Genomic DNA, 18,606 nt, shown 5'->3' with positions numbered 1-18,606 from the left:
GCTCAGGGCTCCAGCGTGGTGTCGAGAATGCGCAGCACCAGACTCTCGAAATCGAGCCCGGCATGCGCCGCGGCTTGCGGAACGAGGCTATGATCGGTCATCCCGGGCACGGTATTCACCTCGAGCAACCAGAAGCGTCCCTCGCCGTCGCGCATCACATCCACCCGTCCCCAGCCACGCCCGCCCACGGCAACAAAGGCCTCACGACACAGCTCGCCAAGCCGTGCCTCGGTCGCGGCGTCCAAGCCACAGGGCAGATGGTAAAGTGTCTCGCTGGAATGGTACTTGGCTTGATAGTCATAAAAGCCGCTCGGCACTTCGACGCGTATCGCCGGCAGGATGCCGTCCCCCAACAGCGACACGGTATATTCCTCGCCCTGAATGAAGCGTTCGGCCATGACTTCGGCATCAAAACGTGCCGCTTCGCGGTAGGCCGACGCCAGGTCATCGGCATTGGCAACGATGGTGATGCCGAGCGTCGAGCCTTCGTGTATCGGTTTGACGACAAGCGGCAAACCCAGGCGCCTGACCACTGTCGACCAGTCGCACTCGGGGCCCAGAGTAATACTCGCCGGAGTAGGCAAGTCGTGCGCCTGCCAGAGCCGCTTGGTGCGTTGCTTGTCCATCCCCAGCGCCGAGGCCAGCACGCCACTACCGGTATAGGGGATGCGCAGCAGCTCCAGCGCCCCCTGCAAGGTGCCATCCTCCCCGCCCCGCCCATGCAGGGCGATGAAGACCCGATCCGCAGCCAGCGCCTCCAGACCGCTCAGGCCGCCAGCGGCCAGGTCGTAGCCCTGGGCATCGACGCCACTGCGTTGCAGAGCCGCGAGAACCGCGCCACCACTGGCCAGCGAGACATCGCGTTCCGCGGAATCGCCGCCATAGAGAACCACGACGCGGCCATAATCCTGTCGACGCTCACCGCGCACTGCGGCCTGCGTATCTCTGCTCATAATGCGATCTCATCCACCTGGAGCCGGCCGGCTGCGAGAGAGACGGCGATCCCGCCAACATCACCGGCCCCCTGGGTAATTAGGATATCTCCGTCACGCAGTACGTTGCCCAGCAGCTTGGGAAGCTCATGCTTGCTCTCGACGAACAGCGGGTCGACCTCACCGCGCTGGCGGATCGAACCGGCCAGGCTGCGTCCATCAGCCCCGGCGATCGCCTTTTCCCCTGCGCTGTATACGTCGAGCAGCAACAGCACGTCGACGCCGGAAAGCACGCGCACGAAGTCCTCGTAAAGGTCGTGGGTACGCGAGTAGCGATGCGGCTGGTAGACCATCACCAGCCGACGCTGCGGCCAGCCGGCGCGCACCGCGCGAACGACCATCTCCACTTCGCGTGGATGATGACCGTAATCATCGACCAGCATGACCTCGCCCCGGCCGTGCGCCAATGCATAGTCGCCATGCACCTGAAAGCGTCGACCGACGCCGGCGAAGCTTGCCAGGCCGCGCTGGATCGCCGCGTCATCGACGCCGGCATCCGTCGCCACGGCAATCGCCGCCAGTGCGTTGAGTGCGTTGTGTTCGCCAGGCATTGCCAGACGTACCTTGAGCGGCGCGTAGCCTTCGGGGCGCCAGGCGGTAAAGCGGATCTCCCCGCCCTGCTGGGCGAAGTCGCTGATGCGATAGTCGGCTTGTTCGTGAAAGCCGTAACTGACGAACTGACGCTGTACCCGCGGCAGCAGCTCCTGCACATTGGCATCGTCGAGACACACCACGGCGAGACCGTAGAACGGCAGGTTGTGCAGAAACTCGACGAAGGTGTCCTTGAGCCGTGCGAAGTCGCCGGCATAGGTCTCCATGTGATCGGCATCGACATTGGTCACCACCGCGACCATCGGCTGCAGATGCAGGAAGGAGGCATCCGATTCGTCGGCTTCGGCGACCAGATAATCGCCCGCCCCGAGCCGGGCATTGGTTCCCGCGCTGGTCAGCTTGCCGCCGATCACGAAAGTGGGATCGAGCTCGCCCTCTCCGAGCAGCGTTGCGGTGAGGCTGGTGGTAGTGGTCTTGCCGTGCGTACCGGCGATGGCGATGCCGTGACGAAAGCGCATCAGCTCGGCGAGCATCTCGGCACGCCGCACCACCGGCACGCGATGCTCGCGTGCCCAGGCAATCTCCGGATTGCTCGTTTCGACCGCCGTCGAGACCACCACGACATCCGCGCCATGGGCATTATCCGCCGCATGGCCGATCGCCACGTGAATTCCGCACTGGCGCAGGTGCACAACGATCGGCGATTCCTTGATATCGCTACCGCTGATCCGGTAGCCCTCGTTGGCCAGCACCTCGGCGATGCCGCACATGCCGGCCCCGCCAATACCCACGAAGTGAATGTTGCGGGTCCGCCGCATCCCCAGGCCCCGGCGGGTCCGGGCAGGTGTGGGATCGCGCCTGCTATCGTTCAAAACATGTCTCCATACAGCCAGCCACCAGCCGCTCGACAGCGTCGAGCTGCGCACGACCGCGTGCCGCCGTGGCCATGCCGGCGAGTCGTTGGGGGTCGAGTACCTCGCTCAGCGCTTCGGCAAGCGATGCGGCACTCAAGGTTTTCTGGGGCAACAGTCGTGCCGCGCCGGCCTCGACCAGATACCCCGCGTTGACGGTCTGATGATCGTCGACGGCATGCGGAAACGGCACCAGCAATGACGGCTTGGCCGCCGCCGCCAGCTCGGCGACGGTCAATGCGCCGGAGCGACAGACCACCAGGTCGGCCCAGTCATAGGCTTCGGCCATGTCGTCGATAAATTCGCCGATATCGGCTTCGATGCCCACCTCACGGTAGTTGTCGCGGGTAGCATCCACGCGCTCGCGCCCGGCCTGATGACGCACCGTCGGCCGCTGGGCCGCGGGCAATAGGGCAAGGGCCTGGGGCACTCGATCATTGAGCGCCACTGCCCCCAAGGAGCCACCAACGACCAGCAATCTAAGCCGTCGCCCCTGCATTTCCGGAGCCTGCCGAGGCGACTCGCCGAGCAGCGCGATCTCCTCGCGCACCGGGTTGCCGATGACGATCGCCTCGCGTCCGCCGGACTTGCGAAAGGCGCCGGGAAAGGCCGCGTAAGCGCGCGTTGCCAAGCGTGCCAGCACCTGATTGGTCAGGCCCGCGACGGCATTCTGCTCATGCACGATCAACGGCCGGCGCAACAACCATGCTGCCAGCCCTCCCGGTCCGCTGGCGAACCCTCCCAGTCCCACCACCAAGTGGGGGTCGAAAGCGACGATCACCCGACGTGCCTGCCAGATTGCCCGCGTCAGGCGTACCGGCACCGCCAGCCAGCCGACCAGGCCATTGCCACGCAGCCCCGACACGTCGATCCGATGCAGCGCCAGACCGGCCGCCGGTACCAGACGATTCTCGATCCCTCTCGGGCTGCCCAGCCATTCGACCCGAGCCCCTTCAGTCGCCAACGCCTTGGCCAGCGATAGCGCCGGAATAACATGTCCGCCAGTGCCGCCGGCCATGATCAGCACGCGAAGCCGACTACCCTGGCCCGCCAGGACCGCTGCTCGTTCTACCACCGCCGAGTACTCCTTGATCTAGGTCGCCGGCTTGGCGCGGGATGGTGAGCTGCGGCCGCGTTTGCGCGTATCGATATCAACCCGCAACAGCAGGGCCACCATCACGGCACTGACGATCAGGCTCGACCCGCCGTAGCTCAACAGCGGCAGCGTCAGGCCCTTGGTCGGCAGCATGCCGGTACTCACGGCGATATTGATGAATGCCTGGGCGCCAAAAACCAAGGCAATACCGTAGCTGAGGTAGGCCGCGAACGGCAATCGGGCGAGCTCGGCCCGCCGGCCGATCAGCAAAGCGCGATAGACGAGAATCGCGAACAGGGCGATCACCGTTACCGCGCCGACCAGCCCCAGTTCCTCGGCAATCACCGCAAACACGAAATCGGTATGCGCTTCGGGCAGGTAGAACAACTTCTGGACGCTATTGCCCAGCCCGAGCCCCAACCAGTGACCACGGCCAAAGGCGATCAGCGCCTGGGTCAGCTGGTAGCCGGAATCATACATGTCGGCCCAGGGGTTGGCGAAGCTGGTGATCCGCTCTAGCCGATAGGGCTCGGCCACCGCCACATAACCACCGATCAGAATCACCGCCACCATCAGTAGCAGAAAGCGTATCAGCGGCGCCCCGGCCAACAGCAGCATGCCCATCACGCAACCGGTCATGACCACGAGTGCGCCGTAGTCCGGTTCGAGGATCAGCAGCCCGCCCAGCGGCACCATGATCACCAATGGCTTGAGAAACTCCCACCAATGCCGGCGCACCCCGGGCAAAAAGCGTTCCAGATAACCGGCCAGATAGACGATCAAGAACAGCTTGACCAGCTCTGAAACCTGCACGTTGACGACGCCAAGCGAGATCCAGCGGCGGCTGCCGTTGGTTTCGGGGCCAACTACCAGCACGGCAATCAACAGTACGAACCCCAGCATCAGCAACCGAGAACCGTTGTGCTGCCACCATAGCAGGGGAATGCGCAGGGTGATCATAGCGCTCCCCAGCGCCAGCACGTCGAAGATGCCGTGACGCAGGCTGTAATAGTGCGCATTGCCGGTTTGACTGGTGGCGATCTCGATAGACGCCGAGGTCACCATTACCCACCCCAGCAGCAGCAGGGCAAGCGCAGAGAACAGCAACCAGCCGTCAAAGGAGCTGCCTGCTGTCGACAGGCGTCGAGCCAGGGCGGTCATGGCGCCTCCTGTTGATCGAATGTTTGCAGCCAGGCCGCAGCACCTGCACGGAAAGCCTCACCGCGCGCCTGATAATTGCTGAACTGATCGAGACTCGCGCAGGCCGGCGAAAGCAGCACGCAATCTCCGGGTTCGGCGATATCGCCGGCGCGCGCCATGGCTGCCTTCAGATCGTCGCAGCGCGTGATTGCCACATGGCCCGCCAAGGCCTGTGCCAGGCGCGCTGCGTCGGCGCCGAACACCACCGCTTCGCGGGCATGACGCGCCAGTGGTTCGGCCAGCGGCGTGAAGTCGGCTGCCTTGCCCATACCGCCTCCCAGCCAGATGAGACGTCCGCCGAGCGTCGGCCCCAGCCCGGCAATGGCCGCCAGCGTGGCGCCGACGTTGGTACCCTTGGAGTCGTTGATCCAGCGGATGCCGTGCGCCTCCGCGACAAGCTCACCGCGGTGCGGCAACCCCGCGAAGCGCTTCAATACACGAACCATCGCCTCATGCGATAGCCCCAGGCGTTCGCCCATCGCCATCGCCGCCAGGCCATTGGCCTGATTGTGGCGTCCGGCCAGGCGCATCTCGCGCACCGCCATGATCGGCACCTCGCCGTGCATCAGCCAGGGCTCGCGAGCGGCCTCGCTACCAGACTCGGCGATTCCCCACTCTTCAGGCTGCGGCGGCCGGGTGGTGAACCGCGACACGGGCAGGTCAACGTCATCGGGCCAGGTCAAATGATCCTCGGCGTTGACCACCGCATGCTCAGCACCGCGGAATATTGCCAGCTTGGCGGCCCGATAGCCTGCCATGTCGCCGTGCCGGTCGAGATGATCCTCGGACAGGTTGAGGAACGCCGCCGTCGCCGCGCCCAGCCGTGGCGTCGTCTCGAGCTGAAAGCTCGAGAGTTCGAGTACGTAAAGCTCTGCATCGGGACACTCGGCGAGCAAATCCAGCGCGGCGATGCCCAGGTTTCCGCCGACCGCGACACGCTTGCCGGATTGGCGAGCCATCTCACCGAGCAACGTGGTCACCGTCGACTTGGCATTGGCGCCGGTGATCGCCGCGATCGGCGCCCGACAGGCACCCGCGAACAGCGCAATCTCACCGATCACCCGCGGCATGCCGGGCGCGCCCTCGAGCGTCGCCTGCCAGTAACGGGCCAGGCCGGGAGATCGCGGATCGACCCCGGGGCTGACGACGATCTCAACGGCCCGGCTCGCATCGATTTCATCCAGCCGGCCGCAGTGAATCTCGACCCCTGGGAAGGCCGCCCGGAACGCCTCGAGACCGGGCGGCGATTGGCGCGTGTCGGCAACCATGAATGGCCGTGCCTGGCGCGTCAGGTGACGGGCAATCGCCCACCCCGACACGCCCAGGCCGACCACCAGCGTATGACCCTGCGGTACCGCTTGCATCGGCGCTCGCCTCCTTTGAGCAGTGCCTTCCGTGGGCGATTGGCGGCCACCCATTCAGCGAATTTTCAGGGTGGCCAGACCCAGCAGTACCAGCACCACGGTGATGATCCAGAAACGCACGATGACCCGCGGCTCCGGCCAGCCCTTGAGCTCGAAGTGATGGTGTAGCGGTGCCATGCGGAAGATGCGCCGCCCGGTCAGCTTGTAGGAGCCCACCTGGAGGATCACCGACACGGTCTCCATGACGAACACGCCGCCCATCACGAACAACACGATCTCCTGGCGTACGATGACCGCCACGATACCCAGCGCGGCGCCCAGCGCCAGCGCGCCGACATCGCCCATGAAGACCTGCGCGGGGTAGGTGTTGAACCATAAAAAACCCAGCCCCGCCCCGGCGATGCTGCCGCAGAAGACTGCCAGTTCGCCGGCCCCCGGCACCAGCGGGATATGCAGGTATTCGGCGAAGACGACGTTGCCGCTGGCGTAGGCGAATACCGCCAGGCCCATGGCGACCATCACGGTCGGCATGATCGCCAGGCCGTCGAGGCCGTCGGTCAGATTGACGGCGTTGGAGCTCCCCACGATGACCAGATAGCTCAGCACGATATAGAAAAGGCCCAGCTGAACGACGACCTCCTTGAACAGCGGCACGATCAGGCTCGTCTCGACCGGGCTGGCGGCGGTGTAATACAGAAACAGCGCGGCGCCGACACCCAGCACCGACTGCCAGAAATATTTCCAGCGCGCCGGCAACCCGCGCGGGTTCTTCTCGACCACCTTGCGGTAGTCATCGACCCAGCCGATGGCGCCGAAGCCGAGCGTGACGACCAGCACCAGCCATACGTAATGATTGCTCAGGTCGCCCCACAGCAGCGTGCTGATGGCCATCGCCATCAGAATCATCGCCCCGCCCATGGTCGGCGTCCCGGCCTTGGAGAGGTGGGATTGCGGACCGTCGTCACGCACCGCCTGGCCGATCTGGCGCTCGACCAGACGGCGAATCACCATCGGGCCCAGCCACAGGCACAGCAACAGCGCGGTCAACGTACCCAGCACGGCCCTCAGGGTGAGATAGTCGAATACCGTGAAAGCGCTCTGGAATTGAGCCAGAAAATTGGCAAGCAAAAGCAGCATGTAGTGTGATCACCTTGGTGTATCGGCGCGCAAATCGGCGACGAGTCGTTCCATGCCGGCACTGCGCGAGCCCTTGATCAGCACACTGGCGCCGACCGGCAAGTGCTCATGGGCATGGCGCAACAGCGCCTCCCAGTCGGCGAAGTGGCAGCCATTGACGCCGAAGGCGCGAGCAGCGGGCTCGGCTTCGGCGCCCAGCGTGCCGAGAAAATCGATCTCCAGGCTCCGTGCGTACCGGCCGACGTCGGCGTGCCACGCCGCCGATTCATCGCCGAGTTCGCCAATCGCCCCCAGGAAACACCAGCGCGGCGCAGGCAACGTGGCCAGTGTGTCGAGCGCCGCCTTCACGGCGCCGGGATTGGCGTTATAGGTATCGTCGAGCAGACGGCAGTCGCGGATGCCTTCGCTCATCATCAGCCGGCCGGGCGTCGCCACGACACCCTGCAAACCCGCCAGGACATCGGCTTCGGCCGCACCCAGCGCCAGCGCGGCGGCGGCGGCGGCCAGCGCGTTGCGCACGTTGTGCAAGCCCATCAACTGAAGTTGCACGCGCCCCAGCGCCTGACCCGCGAAAACCAGCGTGAAAGCATAGCGCCCCCGGCAATCACAGACTAGGTCGCGCGCGTTGACACGCGCGCTTTCCGTGAGGCCGAAATCGATGATTCGAGCCTCGGCGACCAGCGCGCGCCAGAACGGGAAGAACGCATCGTCGCGGTTGAGCACCGCCGTGCCGTCACCACTCAGCCCGGCGAGAATCTCGGCCTTGGCCTGGGCGATGCGTCCCATGCCGCCGAACTCGCCGACATGCGCTCCGGTGACGTTGGTGATCACCACCACCTGGGGCCGCGCGAGCATCGACGTCCAGGCGATCTCGCCGAGATGATTGGCGCCCAACTCGACCACTGCCTGACGATGACTCCGCTCGAGCCGCAGCAGCGTCAGCGGCGCGCCGATGTCGTTGTTGAGGTTGCCGTGCGTTGCCAGCGTGCTGCCGCGGCGTTCGAAAATCGCCGCCAGCAGCGCCTTGACGGTGGTCTTGCCGCTATTGCCGGTGATTGCCGCCAGCGGCCCGCCCCAGGCCCGACGACGGGCCTGTCCCAGCAGCCCCAGCGCCAGTCGCGTATCGGCGACAAGCAGTTGCGCCAACGGGTCATCGACGGGCCGCGAAACCACCGCCGCGATCGCTCCCGCCTCGCGCGCCTGAGCCAGATAATCATGGCCGTCGAAGCGCTCGCCGCACAGCGCAACGAACAGATCGCCAGGCTGCAATTGCCGAGTGTCGGTAATGATCGCCGCCACTCGCGCGGGTGCCTCGGGCGCCTCGCAGCCCAGCGCTGCGGCGACTGCGTCGAGCGTTTCCAACCCGCATCCGCTCATCAGGCACTCTCCTGCCGACGGGCCAGCGCCGCTTCGGCACAGGCGCAGTCGGAGAACGCCAGCCGCCGGCCCTTAATCTCCTGATAGTCCTCGTGGCCCTTGCCGGCGATCAGGATCACGTCGTCGGGACCCGCGGCCTCGATGGTACGTCCGATCGCTCGTTCGCGCCCATCGACACACCAGGCCGATGCCCGGGCTGATTCGCTCAGCCCGGCGAGGATCTGCTCGCGAATGCGTGCAGGGTCCTCGCTGCGCGGGTTGTCGTCGGTGATCACCCAACGATCGGCGTTGGCCTCGGCGACCGCGCCCATCAGCGCGCGCTTGCCGCTGTCACGCTCGCCGCCGCAACCGAATAGGCACCACAGCTGGCCGGGGTGGGCGGTATCGCCGTCGTCGCGCCCGGGCAGGTGCGCGCGTAGCGCCTCGAGGGCGTGGCGCAGCGCCTCCGGGGTATGCGCGTAGTCGACGATCACGCTCGGCGCCCCGGGACGACTCAGGCACTGCATGCGACCGGGCACCGGCACGAGCTTCTCGGCCGCCACGCACAGCGCATCGAGATCCTCGCCCAGCCCCAGCAGCGTGGCCATCGCCAGCAGTACATTGTCAAGGTTGAAGCGCCCCATCAGCGCAAGCTCGAGCGCGCGCTCGCCGTCCGGCGTGGCAACCAAGGCACGCTGGCCGGCTGCGTGGGGCAGCCAGTCGAGCACCCGCAAGGTGGTGGCCTCCTGGGTACCGCTCGCCAGCACGCGGACCTCGGGCGAAAGCCCGGCCAGCATCAGCCGGGCCAATGGGTCGTCGCCGTTGACCACCGCCAGCCGCAGCTCGGGACGTCGAAAGAGGCGTGCCTTGGCGGCGGCATAGGCCGCCATGCTGCCATGATAATCGAGATGATCGCGGCTCAGATTGGTGAACACTGCGGCGGCGAGACGGCAGCCGTTGAGGCGTTGCTGCGTCAAGGCGTGCGACGATACCTCGAGCGCGACCCGCTCGACGCCGCGCTCGGCCATGCTCCCGAGCGCGGCCTGCAGCTCCAGCGCCCCGGGCGTGGTCTGGCCGCTGTCGACGAGCTCAGCGGGGCGCCCCCAGCCCAGCGTGCCGACCACGCCGGCGGGACGACCCAACGCTTCCGACAAGGCAGCGAGATAATGGGTGACCGAACTCTTGCCGTTGGTGCCGGTCACCCCGATCAGGGTCAGCGTTTCGGGCACCTCGAACAACAAGCGGCCGAGTTCACCGAGGCGTTCTCCGAGCGCCGGCAGCCTGGTAACGCCTTCGGTCTCGCCGCCATCTTCGGTCCGCTCGGCAGCGGCCAGCGTCCAGGCGGCGCCGGCCGCCCGAGCCTGATCGATAAACCGTCGACCATCGACGTTCACCCCGGGCACGGCGATGAAAACGACCGCATGCGGGCAGTCGGCGATGGCCCGGCTATCCAGACACAACGCCAGCGGTGCATCGTCGTCGGCCAACCTGGGCAAGGCCTCGGCGCCGGGCCATAGCGCGCTCAACGTCCGGGCGAGTCGCGCCTGCGTGGTGACGATCACTTGAGGGCCTCCTTCTTGTCGGGCAGGACATCGAGCAGGCGCAGCGCCTTGCCCACCACGCGGCTGAATACCGGTGCGGCGACCAGGCCGCCGTAGTATTCCTGGCCCTTGGCGTTGTCGATCATCACCACCGTGACGATACGCGGATCGGAAACCGGAGCGATACCCGCGAACAACGAACGATAGGCGGTCTGCTGATAGCCGGTACTCGCCACCTTGCGCACGGTGCCGGTCTTGCCGGCGATTCGGTAACCGGGGACCATGGCCCGCGCGCCACCGGCGCCGGGCTGGACGATCTTTTCCAGCATCCCCAGCAGATTGTTGGCGATCTGCGGCTCGATCACCGGCTTGCCTTGCGGATCCTCGCCCTCGAGCTTGAGCAGCGATGGCGACAGCTGCCTGCCCTGATTGGCGATCGCCGTATAGGCGCTCGCCAACTGCAATGCGGAAACCGCCACGCCATAGCCATAGGCCAGCGTCGCGCGCTTGCTGTCGGACCAGTTGTAGGGAGCCGGCAGGCTGCCGGTGGCCTCGCCCGGAAAGCCGGTCCCCCGCGCCTGTCCCAGCCCCAGCTCGTAGTAACGCTTCCAGATCGCGTCTTCAGGCAATTGCAGCGCGACCCGCGACATGCCGACATTCGACGAGTGCAACAGAATGCCGCCCATGTCCAGCTTGCCGTAGTTGCGAAAGTCGTTGATCGTGTATTCATCGACACGCATATAACCGGGCGAGGTATCGACGATCGTGTCCGGCGAGAACTGATCGCTTTCCAGGGCCGCCGACATCGCCAGCGGCTTCATCACCGAGCCCGGCTCGAAGGCATCGGTGATCGCCTGGTTACGCAGCCCCTCGACATCGAGCTCGGCGCGATTGTTGGGGTTGTAGGACGGCGCGTTGGCCATCGCCAGAACCTCGCCGTTGCGGGCATCCATCATCACCAGGGTGCCGCCGTCGGCGTTGTTTTCGTCGACGGCGGCCTTGAGCTCGCGGTAGGCCATGTACTGCAGCCGCAGATCGATCGACAGGGTCAGTTCGCCGCCCGGCTTGGCCTCCTTGATCAGGTGCAGGTCGCGAACCAGACGGCCCTTGCGATCCTTGAGCACGCGACGCTTGCCGGGTGTGCCGGTCAAGTAGCTGTTATAGGCCAGTTCGAGGCCCTCCTGGCCGCGATCGTCGACGTTGGTCACGCCGACCAGCTGCGCGGTGACCTCGCCGGATGGGTAGTAGCGCTTGTACTCGTTCTTGACGTAGACGCCGGGCACGTTCAGATCGATGACCTTCTGCGCCTCGGCCGGAGTCATGCGACGCCGCAGATACATGAACTCGTAATCGGCATAGCGCTCGATGCGTGCGTTGAGGTCGTCGAGCTCGATAGCCAGAGCACGCGCCAGCATCATGCGCTGGATATCGTCGTCAGGCAGCTGCTGAGGGTTGGCCCACAGCGTCACCACCGGGGTCGATATCGCCAACGGGTCGCCGTCGCGGTCGCTGATCATGCCGCGATGGGCGTCGATGGTTTCGACGCGCAGGGTACGCGCATCCCCCTGGCCCTGAAGAAACACCCGGTCGAGCACGTTCAGGTCGACGATCCGTCCGACCAGCACCAGCATGGCGACCACCAGCATCACCAGCATGAAACGGAAACGACCGCTACCCAACGGGGCGACCTCGGCCCGGGTCGGATTGTGGGTGTTATCGGAGCGCCGACTCATGGCCGAATGATCTCGATCTGTTCAAGATCGGGGACGCGCATTTCCAGACGCTCGACCGCCAGACGCTCGATACGCGACGGCGCCGACCAGGTGCTTTCTTCAAGCAGCAGCCGGCCCCAGGCCGTCTGCATCTTGTCCTGGTCGGCCTCGAGCTGCTGCAGGCGTGCGTATTGAACGCGGGTCAGATGAGCGCTGGCAATCACTGCCATGGCGCTCGCCAATACAGCCAGCACCAGTATCGCGATCATCAGATAGCGCCAACCGGGTCTGACAATCCGCGCCCACATGGAAGATGGCGTGTTCAAGCGACCCTGTACCATGCGTCTCCTCAGGCGATTTTACGCGCGGCGCGCATCACCGCGCTGCGCGCGCGGGGATTTTCACCGATTTCAAGGCTGCCAGGCCGGCGGGCCTTGCCCAGCGGTTCGAGCCGACGCTTGAGTTGATCATCACGAATCGGCATGCCGCGCGGCAAGTGCGTGTCGCCGCGCGCCTGGTCGCGAATGAAGCGCTTGACCCGGCGGTCCTCCAGTGAGTGAAAGCTGATCACCACCAGGTGGCCACCGGGTGTCAGCGCGTCGAGTGCGGCATCGAGTGCGGCATCGAGCTCATCGAGTTCGGCGTTGAGGTGGATGCGCAGCGCCTGAAAGGCCCGGGTCGCCGGGTGTTTGCCCTTTTCCCAGGCGGGATGTGCGGCCTTGAGCAATTCGGCCAGCTCCACGGTACGCGTGATCGGCGCTTCGCGGCGCCGCTCGACCACCGCCCGTGCCAGGCGCTTGGCGAAACGCTCCTCGCCGTAAACCTTGAAGACCCGGGCGATCTCGCTCTCGCTGCTGCGCGCAAGCCAGCTGGCGGCGCTCTCGCCACGAGTCGGGTCCATTCGCATGTCCAGCGGCCCATCGCGCAGGAAGCTGAAGCCCCGTTCGGGGTCGTCGAGCTGCGGCGAGGACACGCCGACATCCAGCAGGATGCCGGCCAGGCGTCCATGGACGCCCTGGGCACGGGCGACTTCCGCCAGTTGACTGAAGGTATCGGCATGGATCGAGAAGCGCGGATCGTCGATCTCGCGCGCCGCTGCCAGGGCATCGGGATCGCGGTCGATCGCCAGCAATCGACCATCGGCGGCCAGGCGCTCGAGAATCGCCCGTGAATGCCCGCCGCGACCGAAGGTAGCGTCGAGATAACACGCATGGGGATCGTTGATCAGCGCCTCGATCGCGCCATCGAGTAGGACGCTGGCATGCTGATAGGCGGGCGAAGACGTGACGCGTTGCGACATGCAGGACTCGACGACGGTGACGGGAAATTAGGCTTGGGAGTCGGCCGGTAAGCCGGGTTCTGTCGAGGACAGCCATTCATCTAGGCTCAGCGTCACCACTGAACTCAAGCGACCTACCCGCCCCCACTGCGGGCCACAGCGCCGGGGGCCTATTCGGTCTTGCTCCGGGTGGGGTTTACCGTGCCACGCACTGTTGCCAGGCGCGCGGTGCGCTCTTACCGCACCCTTTCACCCTTGCCGGCAGCCTGCGCTGCTTAGGCGGTCTACTCTCTGCTGCACTTTCCGTCGGCTCGCGCCGCCCAGGGGTTACCTGGCACCCTGCCCTATGGAGCCCGGACTTTCCTCCCCCGCGACTCGATGAGTCCCGGCGGCGACTGTCTGGCCCACTCCCAAGCGCGCAAGAATAGCAGCGCGGCGTCACCCCCTCAACCGTCGGCCTGCAGCGACATCGCCCGGGCATACCAGGCCTTCTTGCGGCCGCCCAGCAACTCGGCCGCCACCGCCGCGGCCTGCTTGACGCCGACCCCCTCGGCCAGCAGTGCGCGCAGCAATGTCGCGCCTTCGACCCAGCCGCCCTCGGTGTCCGCCGGCGGCGCCCCGGCGACCATCACCACGAACTCGCCGCGCGCCTGATTGGAGTCGCTGGCGAGCCGCTCGAGCAGCGTCGCCGCGCTACCCTGCAGATACGTCTCGAAGGTCTTGGTCAACTCCCGCGCGATCACGATGCGTCGCTCGCCGAGCAGCGCCTGCAGGTCGGCCAGGGTGGCATGGATGCGGTGCGGCGACTCGTAGAACAGCCAGGTTTCAGCGCGTTCGGCGAGTTCACCGATGCGCGCGCGACGCGCGCCGCCCTTGGCCGGCAGGAAACCGGCGAACAGGAAACGATCGGTAGGCAGGCCCGCCGCCGACAGTGCCGCAATCAGCGCGCAGGGGCCGGGAACCGGCACCACTCGGTGACCGCGTTCGCGCAAGGCACGCACCAGCACGAAGCCAGGATCGGCGATCAGCGGCGTGCCGGCGTCACTGACCAGCGCCACGTCGTCGCCGGACTCCAGCCGAGCGACGAGCTGCTCGACGCGCCGCGCCTCGTTGTGCTCGTGCAGCGAGATCATCGGTCGCTCGAGGCCCAGGTGGTTGAGCAGCCGCGCCGTATGCCGGGTATCCTCGGCGGCGATCAGCGCCACCTCCGCCAGGGTGCGCTGCGCTCGCGGGCCAAGGTCATCGAGATTACCAATCGGCGTGGCCACCACGTACAATGTGCCACTGAATGTGCCACTGTTAGACTCGGTCATGTGTCGTTACCCGGACGTCAAGAACAATCGGCCGCCAACCAACGGGCGTCTCACAAGCAAGCGGTCTAGAACAAGCGCTGTCGATGCTCAGCCGAGCATGGCCTGACTCCGCCAGATACAAGGAATGCAAAACCTATGGACAAATCGCTGCAACGCCTGTGCGCTGTCGGTCTCGTTGCTCTTGTGATGTCCGGCTGCGCCAGCCAGCGGTCGCCGATGGAAGGCATTCGCGGGCAACAGGCACCCGCTGAACTGCTCAACCAGGCCGAGCAGCAGAGTGGCTCCCAGGCGGCTCAGACCCGCCTTCAGGCCGCCGACATCCTAGCACGCCGCGGCGACACCGCGCAGGCGCTACAGGTAGCGGCCAGTATCGATGCCGCGGCCCTTCCCGACGAGCCCCGTGTACAGTGGGCCCTGCTGCTTTCGCAGCTGGGTCTCGAGCAGCAGGATGGCCGCAGCGTCCTGAAGGCTACCGAGCTGCTCGACGAGAATACCGCCTTGTCGCGCGACGCAGAACTCACCCTGCGCCAGCGCCGCGGGCTGGCATTGGGCATGGCGGGCGACCCGCAGGCCGCGGCGAGCACCCTGATTGCGCTTCAGGCGGAGCAGCCCCCCTTCGATCTCAACGACGCCATCTGGCGCCAGCTGACGCGGCTTCGCGGCTCGGGGCTCGAGGCGATCGCGCAGCAGAGCCCGCTTGCCCGCGACTGGGTCGATCTGCTCAGACTGCAGCGTCGCTACGACAGCGATATCGCCCGACTGTTCGTCATGCTCGACGACTGGCGCGCCCGGAACCCCAATCATCCCGCCGCGCGCCGGTTGCCTGCCGACCTGCAAGCCCTGCGCGAACTGCGCGGCCAGGACGTCCGGCGGATTGCCGTCTTTCTGCCCGAAAGCGGCCCGTTGGCAAATGTCGCCGCGGCGCTCCGCAAGGGGATCGAAACGCGCCTCATGAACGCACTCAACCAGGGCGAGCAGACCCCGCAACTGACGTTCTACGATACCCGCAGCGCCACTATCGAAACGCTTTATGCGCAGGCGACGCTGGCCGGCGCCCAGGTGGTTCTAGGCCCGCTGAACAAGGATACGGTGACACAGCTCGAGCAGCGCTCCAGCGTGCCGTTGCCGACCCTGGCGCTGAATTACGGCACCTCGCCCGAAAACCGTGCCGACGATCTATTTCAGTACGGACTGTCGGCCGAAGACGAAGCGCGTCAAGCAGCCCGACGCGCCACGCTGGATGGTTATCGGCGGGCCGGCTTGCTGGTGCCGGACAATGCCTGGGGCCAGCGCGTCGCCGAAAGCTTTCGTCAGGCCTGGCAGGCCGAGGGCGGAACGGTCGCCGCTCAGGTCAACTACAATCCCGAGGGCTCGGTGGCCAACGCGGTGCGCCCGCTGACCACTCGCCAGCTGGACATGCTGTTCCTCCTCGCGCTGCCGCCCTTCGCTCGCCAGGTACCGCCGACCCTCGACTATTTCGATGCCGGCGAGCTGCCGATCTACGCCACTTCGCATCTTTACGAGGGCGAACCGCAACCGCGTCTTGACCATGACCTGGACGGCGTACAGTTCGTCGAGATCCCCTGGCTGATCCCCGACGCCGCTGTCGGCGGTGCCGAAGCGCTACCCTATTACAGCAGTTATCAGGCGCTGTATGACACCAGCGATCCGGCGCTATTAAAGCTCCAGGCGATGGGCGTCGACGCTTTTGAACTGGCGCGTCGCGTGCCGCTGCTCAAGGCGGCCCCCGATATCGAGTATCTCGGCGCCACCGGCGCGCTGCACGCCGGCGATGACGGTCGACTCGAACGCGTGTTGCCTTGGGCGCAGTTCAGTGCAGGGATCCCCCAACCGCCGCTGCGTGGCATCCAGCAGACCATGCCCGGGCCCACCGAACCGACGGGCGAAGTCAGCGAGACGGCAGGTGGCAATGCCCAGCCTACGCCCTAACGACGCCCGTGCCCGCGGCGCACGCATCGAGCTCGCCGCCGAGGCGTGGCTGCAGGCTCATGGCCTGCAGCCACGCCATCGCAACCAGCATGCCAAAGGTGGCGAACTCGACCTGGTCATGCAGGAAGGCGACACGCTGGTATTCATCGAGGTTCGCCATCGCGCCGATGCCCGCCATGGCCATCCGCTGGAAACGGTGACCGCCGGCAAGCAGCGCCGGATCATCATGGCTGCGCGTTTTTATCTCCAACGCAACGGGCTATCATGTCCCTGCCGCTTCGATGTGGTCGGCGTCACCGGCACTCCACCGCAACTGGAGTATACTTGGGTGCGCGCCGCCTTCGACGCGTTTTGACCGCTACCGAACGTTGGATAACATGGATTTCCAAGCACGCATTCTCGACCACTTCAACGCCAGCATCGACACCAAGACCTATGCCAGCGAGGTGCTGCCTCCCTTCATCGAGGTCGCCAGTCAGATGATGGTTCAGTGTCTGGTCAACGAAGGCAAGATACTCGCCTGCGGCAACGGGGGTAGCGCCGGGGATAGCCAGCACTTCTCCGCGGAACTGCTCAACCGTTTCGAGCGCGAGCGGCCCAGCCTTCCCGCAGTCGCACTGACCACCGACACCTCGACGCTGACGTCGATCGCCAACGATTACAGCTACAACGAGGTCTTCTCGAAGCAGATTCGTGCACTCGGTCAGTCCGGCGACATTCTCCTGGCGATCTCGACCAGCGGCAATTCGGCCAATGTCGTGCAAGCGATCCAGGCTGCCCATGATCGGGGCATGGCGGTCGTCGCGCTGACCGGCCGTGACGGTGGCGACATGGCCTCGCTGCTGGGTCAGGACGATTGCGAGATACGCGTGCCCGCCACCTCGACCGCACGGATACAGGAGGTCCACTTGCTGACCATTCACTGTCTGTGCGACCTGATCGACGAACAACTTTTCGGCAGTAGCGAGTGACCAAAATGAACAAACGCATTCTTACCCCGGCCCTGCTGGCCACGTTCCTTGCCCTCGGCGGCTGCTCGGCCATCAACAGCGTGGCCACCCCGGCTCCCCAAGGCGAGGATTACAGCGCCCGCACGGCGGGCATGAAGGTCGAAGATGAAACCATCGAGTCGAAGATCCAGGACACCATGACCACCACCGACGCTCGCCTCGACGATGCGCGGGTCGGGGTCAATAGCTATAATGGGGTCGTCCTGCTGTTCGGCCAGGTACCCAGCCAGGAGCTCAAGGATCTGGCCGGCCAGATCGCCCAGGACACCCGCCAGGTTCGCCAGGTATACAACGAGCTGACGGTGGCGGCCAACCTGCCGCTGGGCCAGCGCTTGAAGGACGACTGGCTGGAAACCAGTGCTCAGACCGTGTTGGCGGCCAACAAAGACATCGATACCCGCCATCTCGAAGTGATCGCCGAGAATGCCACTCTGTACCTGATGGGAACGGTGACACGTGATGAAGCTCAGCGCGTCGTCAGTGAGGTCTCGGGTATCAATGGCGTCCAGCGCATCGTCAAGATCTTCGAGTACCTCGACTGATGCACTCGCAGCGGCGACGATTGGCGCTGCCTGCGAAACGGGGTGGCCGAATGGCCACCCCGTTTTCCATGCTTCGTCACCGCGAGCCGTCACTTGATCACGCGCAACGATGCTCGCCCCTTCTTCTGCGCTTTATCCGGCGCCTTGTCGTCGCCCTCGTCAACTTCGGGCGACTCCGAGTCCTCGCCTTCGGGCGCGTCGGATGAGTCACCGACACTCTCGAGGGTAGGACGTTGCTCGTCCGAGGCCGAGCGCTGCGTCGCCGGTGCATCGTGTCCCGGCATTACCGGCTCATGGCCGAACACCATGCCGACGCCATTCTCGCGGGCATAGATGGCGATCAACGACTCGCTGGGCACGATCACCTGCATCGGATGGCCGCCAAAGCGCGCATTGAAGGTGATCGCATCGTTGGCCATGTTCAATTCGCGAACCGCACCAGGGGCGATATTGAGGACGATCTGCCCGTTCTGGACGAATGGTTCGGGCACCTGGACGCCAGCACCTTCGGCATCGACGACGATGTAAGGCGTATGGTCGTTATCCACCAACCATTCGTAGAGCGCCCGGGCTAGATAGGGACGGCTGGACAGCATGCGCATACCCCTTGTAGAAAAGGAAAGTGACCGTCAGGCGGCCACAACCGGGTGG

Annotated in this window: 17 protein-coding genes and 1 other RNA gene; 4 read left to right on the top strand and 14 right to left on the bottom strand. The window is 65.6% G+C overall.

All coding sequences use genetic code 11. The annotated features are described in order from the left end of the window. Positions 1-2: 2 nt before the first annotated feature. The 13 genes from K7I12_RS08120 to rsmI all read right to left on the bottom strand — a co-directional run bounded on the left by K7I12_RS08120 (position 3) and on the right by rsmI (position 14,453). Positions 3-953: a D-alanine--D-alanine ligase gene (locus K7I12_RS08120; RefSeq protein ID WP_051907386.1), complete on the bottom strand. Its 951-nt coding sequence runs from the start codon at positions 951-953 to the stop codon at positions 3-5. Continuing rightward, on the bottom strand, positions 950-2,362 hold the full coding sequence (gene murC, locus K7I12_RS08115; RefSeq protein ID WP_231663843.1) for a UDP-N-acetylmuramate--L-alanine ligase: 1,413 nt from the start codon (positions 2,360-2,362) through the stop codon (positions 950-952). Before murC ends, K7I12_RS08120 begins: the two co-directional genes overlap by 4 nt. Before the next feature lie 43 nt (positions 2,363-2,405). Continuing rightward, positions 2,406-3,473: an undecaprenyldiphospho-muramoylpentapeptide beta-N-acetylglucosaminyltransferase gene (gene murG, locus K7I12_RS08110; protein WP_031383160.1), complete on the bottom strand. Its 1,068-nt coding sequence runs from the start codon at positions 3,471-3,473 to the stop codon at positions 2,406-2,408. A 75-nt stretch (positions 3,474-3,548) separates the two neighbouring features. Further along, positions 3,549-4,712 carry a putative lipid II flippase FtsW gene (gene ftsW, locus K7I12_RS08105; protein WP_031383159.1) on the bottom strand — a complete coding sequence of 388 codons (1,164 nt, stop codon included), beginning with the start codon at positions 4,710-4,712 and terminating at the stop codon, positions 3,549-3,551. After that, positions 4,709-6,115 (bottom strand): UDP-N-acetylmuramoyl-L-alanine--D-glutamate ligase, encoded by a 1,407-nt coding sequence (murD, locus tag K7I12_RS08100; RefSeq protein WP_031383158.1) that lies wholly within the window; start codon positions 6,113-6,115, stop codon positions 4,709-4,711. Before murD ends, ftsW begins: the two co-directional genes overlap by 4 nt. Before the next feature lie 54 nt (positions 6,116-6,169). Then, positions 6,170-7,252: a phospho-N-acetylmuramoyl-pentapeptide-transferase gene (gene mraY / locus K7I12_RS08095; protein ID WP_031383157.1), complete on the bottom strand. Its 1,083-nt coding sequence runs from the start codon at positions 7,250-7,252 to the stop codon at positions 6,170-6,172. Between the two features lie 9 nt (positions 7,253-7,261). After that, positions 7,262-8,629 (bottom strand): UDP-N-acetylmuramoyl-tripeptide--D-alanyl-D-alanine ligase, encoded by a 1,368-nt coding sequence (locus K7I12_RS08090; RefSeq protein WP_031383156.1) that lies wholly within the window; start codon positions 8,627-8,629, stop codon positions 7,262-7,264. After that, on the bottom strand, positions 8,629-10,167 hold the full coding sequence (locus K7I12_RS08085; protein ID WP_031383155.1) for a UDP-N-acetylmuramoyl-L-alanyl-D-glutamate--2,6-diaminopimelate ligase: 1,539 nt from the start codon (positions 10,165-10,167) through the stop codon (positions 8,629-8,631). The genes K7I12_RS08090 and K7I12_RS08085 overlap by 1 nt, the downstream gene beginning before the upstream one ends. After that, positions 10,167-11,882 carry a peptidoglycan D,D-transpeptidase FtsI family protein gene (locus K7I12_RS08080; protein WP_031383154.1) on the bottom strand — a complete coding sequence of 572 codons (1,716 nt, stop codon included), beginning with the start codon at positions 11,880-11,882 and terminating at the stop codon, positions 10,167-10,169. The genes K7I12_RS08085 and K7I12_RS08080 overlap by 1 nt, the downstream gene beginning before the upstream one ends. Beyond that, complete coding sequence (ftsL, locus tag K7I12_RS08075; RefSeq protein WP_231663835.1) at positions 11,879-12,130, bottom strand: cell division protein FtsL; 252 nt, start codon at positions 12,128-12,130, stop codon at positions 11,879-11,881. Before ftsL ends, K7I12_RS08080 begins: the two co-directional genes overlap by 4 nt. Positions 12,131-12,210: 80 nt before the next feature. Next, on the bottom strand, positions 12,211-13,161 hold the full coding sequence (gene rsmH / locus K7I12_RS08070; RefSeq protein WP_231663834.1) for a 16S rRNA (cytosine(1402)-N(4))-methyltransferase RsmH: 951 nt from the start codon (positions 13,159-13,161) through the stop codon (positions 12,211-12,213). Between the two features lie 32 nt (positions 13,162-13,193). After that, positions 13,194-13,551: RNase P RNA component class A (rnpB, locus tag K7I12_RS08065), an RNA gene on the bottom strand. Between the two features lie 35 nt (positions 13,552-13,586). Beyond that, positions 13,587-14,453, bottom strand: coding sequence for a 16S rRNA (cytidine(1402)-2'-O)-methyltransferase (gene rsmI / locus K7I12_RS08060; RefSeq protein WP_231663833.1), 867 nt, complete (start codon positions 14,451-14,453; stop codon positions 13,587-13,589). A 135-nt stretch (positions 14,454-14,588) separates the two neighbouring features. Between rsmI and K7I12_RS08055 the strand changes: the two genes are divergently transcribed. Genes K7I12_RS08055 through K7I12_RS08040 form a run of 4 tightly spaced genes read left to right on the top strand, consistent with a single transcriptional unit; the run spans position 14,589 to position 17,955 of the window. After that, entirely contained in the window at positions 14,589-16,403 is a 1,815-nt protein-coding gene (locus K7I12_RS08055) for a penicillin-binding protein activator (protein ID WP_084173360.1), read from the top strand. After that, complete coding sequence (locus K7I12_RS08050) at positions 16,384-16,758, top strand: YraN family protein (protein ID WP_031383149.1); 375 nt, start codon at positions 16,384-16,386, stop codon at positions 16,756-16,758. Before K7I12_RS08055 ends, K7I12_RS08050 begins: the two co-directional genes overlap by 20 nt. 22 nt (positions 16,759-16,780) lie before the next feature. Continuing rightward, positions 16,781-17,374, top strand: a complete 594-nt coding sequence (locus K7I12_RS08045; protein WP_031383148.1) for a phosphoheptose isomerase — start codon at positions 16,781-16,783, stop codon at positions 17,372-17,374. Between the two features lie 5 nt (positions 17,375-17,379). Further along, complete coding sequence (locus K7I12_RS08040) at positions 17,380-17,955, top strand: BON domain-containing protein (RefSeq protein ID WP_031383147.1); 576 nt, start codon at positions 17,380-17,382, stop codon at positions 17,953-17,955. A gap of 89 nt (positions 17,956-18,044) precedes the next feature. On the opposite strand, the gene K7I12_RS08035 is transcribed toward K7I12_RS08040, so the two are convergent. Further along, positions 18,045-18,551, bottom strand: a complete 507-nt coding sequence (locus tag K7I12_RS08035) for a ClpXP protease specificity-enhancing factor (protein WP_231663832.1) — start codon at positions 18,549-18,551, stop codon at positions 18,045-18,047. Positions 18,552-18,606: the final 55 nt, after the last annotated feature.

The organism is Halomonas sp. IOP_31, from assembly GCF_021151495.1.
Classification (GTDB): domain Bacteria; phylum Pseudomonadota; class Gammaproteobacteria; order Pseudomonadales; family Halomonadaceae; genus Modicisalibacter; species Modicisalibacter zincidurans.
The sequence above is the reverse complement of the archived record's forward strand: the minus strand, read 5'-3'. Positions and strand labels throughout refer to the sequence as shown.